The sequence below is a fragment of the Catellatospora sp. NPDC049111 genome (genome assembly GCF_040648615.1).
Classification (GTDB): Bacteria; Actinomycetota; Actinomycetes; order Mycobacteriales; family Micromonosporaceae; genus Catellatospora; species Catellatospora aurea.
Genome location: NZ_JBEZEB010000035.1, coordinates 84,201 through 86,953 on the forward strand (window position 1 = coordinate 84,201; position 2,753 = coordinate 86,953).

General features: G+C 70.8%; 4 protein-coding genes. 3 read left to right on the plus strand and 1 reads right to left on the minus strand.

Annotated elements, in window-relative coordinates; genetic code table 11:
- Positions 1-149: 149 nt before the first annotated feature.
- The gene (locus tag AB0B66_RS32970) at positions 150-677 is read right to left on the minus strand and encodes a hypothetical protein (protein WP_360537350.1); all 528 of its coding nucleotides are present in this window, start codon (positions 675-677) and stop codon (positions 150-152) included.
- A gap of 259 nt (positions 678-936) precedes the next feature.
- Between AB0B66_RS32970 and AB0B66_RS32975 the strand changes: the two genes are divergently transcribed.
- From AB0B66_RS32975 to AB0B66_RS32985, 3 genes are read left to right on the plus strand one after another with little or no spacing between them, the layout of a single operon-like run.
- Positions 937-1,968: a GntG family PLP-dependent aldolase gene (locus tag AB0B66_RS32975; protein WP_360537352.1), complete on the plus strand. Its 1,032-nt coding sequence runs from the start codon at positions 937-939 to the stop codon at positions 1,966-1,968.
- 43 nt (positions 1,969-2,011) lie between these two features.
- A complete protein-coding gene (locus tag AB0B66_RS32980) occupies positions 2,012-2,206 on the plus strand; it encodes a type II toxin-antitoxin system VapB family antitoxin (protein WP_360537354.1) in 195 nt (64 codons plus the stop codon).
- On the plus strand, positions 2,194-2,613 hold the full coding sequence (locus AB0B66_RS32985; protein ID WP_360537356.1) for a PIN domain-containing protein: 420 nt from the start codon (positions 2,194-2,196) through the stop codon (positions 2,611-2,613). The genes AB0B66_RS32980 and AB0B66_RS32985 overlap by 13 nt, the downstream gene beginning before the upstream one ends.
- Positions 2,614-2,753: the final 140 nt, after the last annotated feature.

Below are 2,753 nucleotides of genomic sequence, written 5' to 3' on the forward strand. Positions count from 1 at the left end.
GGGCCAGCCGTGGTCGGTTATTGGCGCGGGGGTTGTCCCGCGAACCCCACTTGCGGGGGTTCGCGGTAATTTATCTGGTTTTTGGGGCGCGCAGATCATGACCGGAAACGGCGATCACCAGGCACGGCCGAAGCGTGAGCCACGCGACCTCAGCAGGCCTTCGCCGTCGATGCGAAGCCGATCACCCGCGGTGTCGGCACCTGCTCCCATCGTGAGACGCCCAGCACGGTGTAGCGCACCGGCAGGCTCTCGATCCAGGTCCGGGCGCAGGGTGCGGGCGGCTCGTCGGTGCGCACCGTGAGCACCAGGTTCAGGTCTCCACCGGCGGTGATGACGACCGGCTGGAACGGCTGTTTCCCGCCTGGGAACATGACATGCACGTCCACGATCGTGAAACTGTCCAGGTCTCGCCGCAGCTCCTCGATCCTGACCGGGTGCGGGCCGGGGTTCGCGATGGGGAAGTAGAAGCGGTGCAGGACCGCCGGGTCCCAGGTGAAGCGCAGCTCGGTCACGCCGCCGGCCCGGTGCTCCTCGTGCTGGGAACCGCCGCTCAGGCTGCCCGCCGCCAGCCGGTAGCCGTCGGCCTCGGTCTGTGTGGGCCGCTGGGACTGCTGGGCCTGACGCGCCGCCGTGACCTGCCGTCCGGCCACAACGCCGATCAGTGTGAGCACCACCACGATGGCTCCGATGAGCAGCGTTCGCGATCGGATCCGTCGCCCCTGCCGTGACGGGGCCTCCGGCGACAAGGGCTCCTGTGACAAGGACCCGAAGTCGGTCTCGGGCGCATCCGGTTCGGGCGCGCCGGCTCGCGGGAGTGGGCCGTTTTCGGCCGGGACGTCGGTCACAGCACGCAGGATAGGAACAATCGCCCGGTGGCGCTGTCCCGTGATCCGGGCCGCCCGGCGGCAGCACGGTCCGATGCGGTAGGAACGAGGCATGACGCAACTGGTTGATCTTCGCAGCGACACCGTCACCAAGCCGACCGCGCCCATGCGGGCCGCGATGGCCGCCGCCGAGGTCGGTGACGACGTGTACGCCGAGGACCCGACCGTCAACGCCCTGGAGCGCAAGGTCGCCGCGCTGTTCGGGCACGAGGCGGCGCTGTTCGCCCCGACCGGCTCGATGGCCAACCAGATCGCGCTGCAGCTGATCGTGCCGCCCGCGCAGGAGCTGCTGTGCGACGCGAACGCGCACGTGGTGACGTACGAGATCGGCGCGGCCGCGGCCATCGGCGGCATCTCCAGCCGCACCTGGCCCTTCGCGGGCGGCGCGATCGACGTGGAACAGGTCGCCTCGATGATCCGCCCCGACGGCTACCACGCCGTGCCGACCAGGGCGATCGCCGTCGAGCAGACCCACAACATGGCCGGTGGCGTCGTCATCGGACTGGAGACGCTGCGCGCCCTGCGCGAGGCCGCCGACACCGCGGGCATCGCGATGCACTGCGACGGGGCCCGGATCTGGCACGCGCACATCGCCGACGGGGTGCCGCTGGCCGAGTACGGCGCGCTGTTCGACACGCTGTCGGTGTGCCTGTCCAAGGGCCTGGGCGCGCCGGTCGGCTCGCTGGTGGTCGGCAGCGCCGAGAAGATCGCCAAGGCGCGCTGGATCCGCAAGCGCATGGGCGGCGGGATGCGCCAGGCGGGCATCCTCGCCGCGGCGGGTGTCTACGCGCTGGACAACCACGTGGAGCGGCTGGCCGAGGACCACGTGCGGGCGCGACGGCTCGCCGAGGCGCTGGCCCCGTTCGGCATCGTGGACCTCGACCGGGTGCGCACCAACCTGGTCATCTTGGACCTGGCCAAGACGGCCTTGGACGCCCCCACCCTGGCGGCCCGCGCCCGCGAGCAGGGTGTGCTGGTCAGCGCGCTCGGCCCGCGTACCGGCCGCCTCATCACCCACCTGGACGTCGACGACGCCGGCCTCGATCGTGCGATCGACGTGCTGGCGGCCATCTTCCGCGGTTGATATCGTTATCCGGGGGGATTTGATATCAAACTGGGGAGGGCTCATGCGCACGGTGATCGACATCGACGACAAGGCGCTGGCCGAGGCGTCGGCTGAGCTGGGCACGACGACGAAGGTGGCCACGGTGAACGAAGCGCTGCGGCTTGCCGCGGCTCGTCGCCGTACCGAGGAGTATCTGCAGCTGCTGCGTGATCTCGACCTGACCGAGGAGGCTCGCTCGCAGGCGTGGCGGAGCTGATGCTCTTCCTGGCCGACAAGTCCGCCCACGAGCTGGCGCGACGCGATGAGAAGGCGGGTCGCGCGTTCGAGACGCTGGCCGTGACCGGCCTGCTCGCGACTTGTGCCGTGGTGCAACTGGAGATCCTGTACTCGGCGCGCAACAGGGCTGAGCACAAGATCCTCAGGGCGTACCTGCGCGAGCACTGCGTCTGGCTGGAGACCACGGACGCGGTGCTGGTGCAAGCCGTCGACCTGCAGGAGGAACTGTTCGACCGGGGGATGGGCCGCAAGCCGCTGCCGGATCTGATCATCGCGGCGGTGGCTGTCCACCACGACGCGGTGCTGGTGCACAACGACCGCGATTTCGCGGACATCGCTGCCGCCGCACCAGGCCTGCGACAGCGCTGGATCGTGCCACCCGGCTGAGCCAGTCCGGTTTGCAGACCCGTGAACAGGAAGAGCCGGGGCGGGGGGGGGGGCCCGCCCCCCCCCCGGCCCCCCCCCCCCACGCCGCCCGGGGCGGCGGGGGCGGGAGGAGGGAGAGGCGGCGCGGAACACAGCACCCC

Coding starts and splice junctions, on each gene's coding strand:
- AB0B66_RS32975 (WP_360537352.1), top strand. CDS start 937: ATGACGCAACTGGTTGATCTTCGCAGCGACACCGTCACCAAGCCGACC.
- AB0B66_RS32980 (WP_360537354.1), top strand. CDS start 2,012: ATGCGCACGGTGATCGACATCGACGACAAGGCGCTGGCCGAGGCGTCG.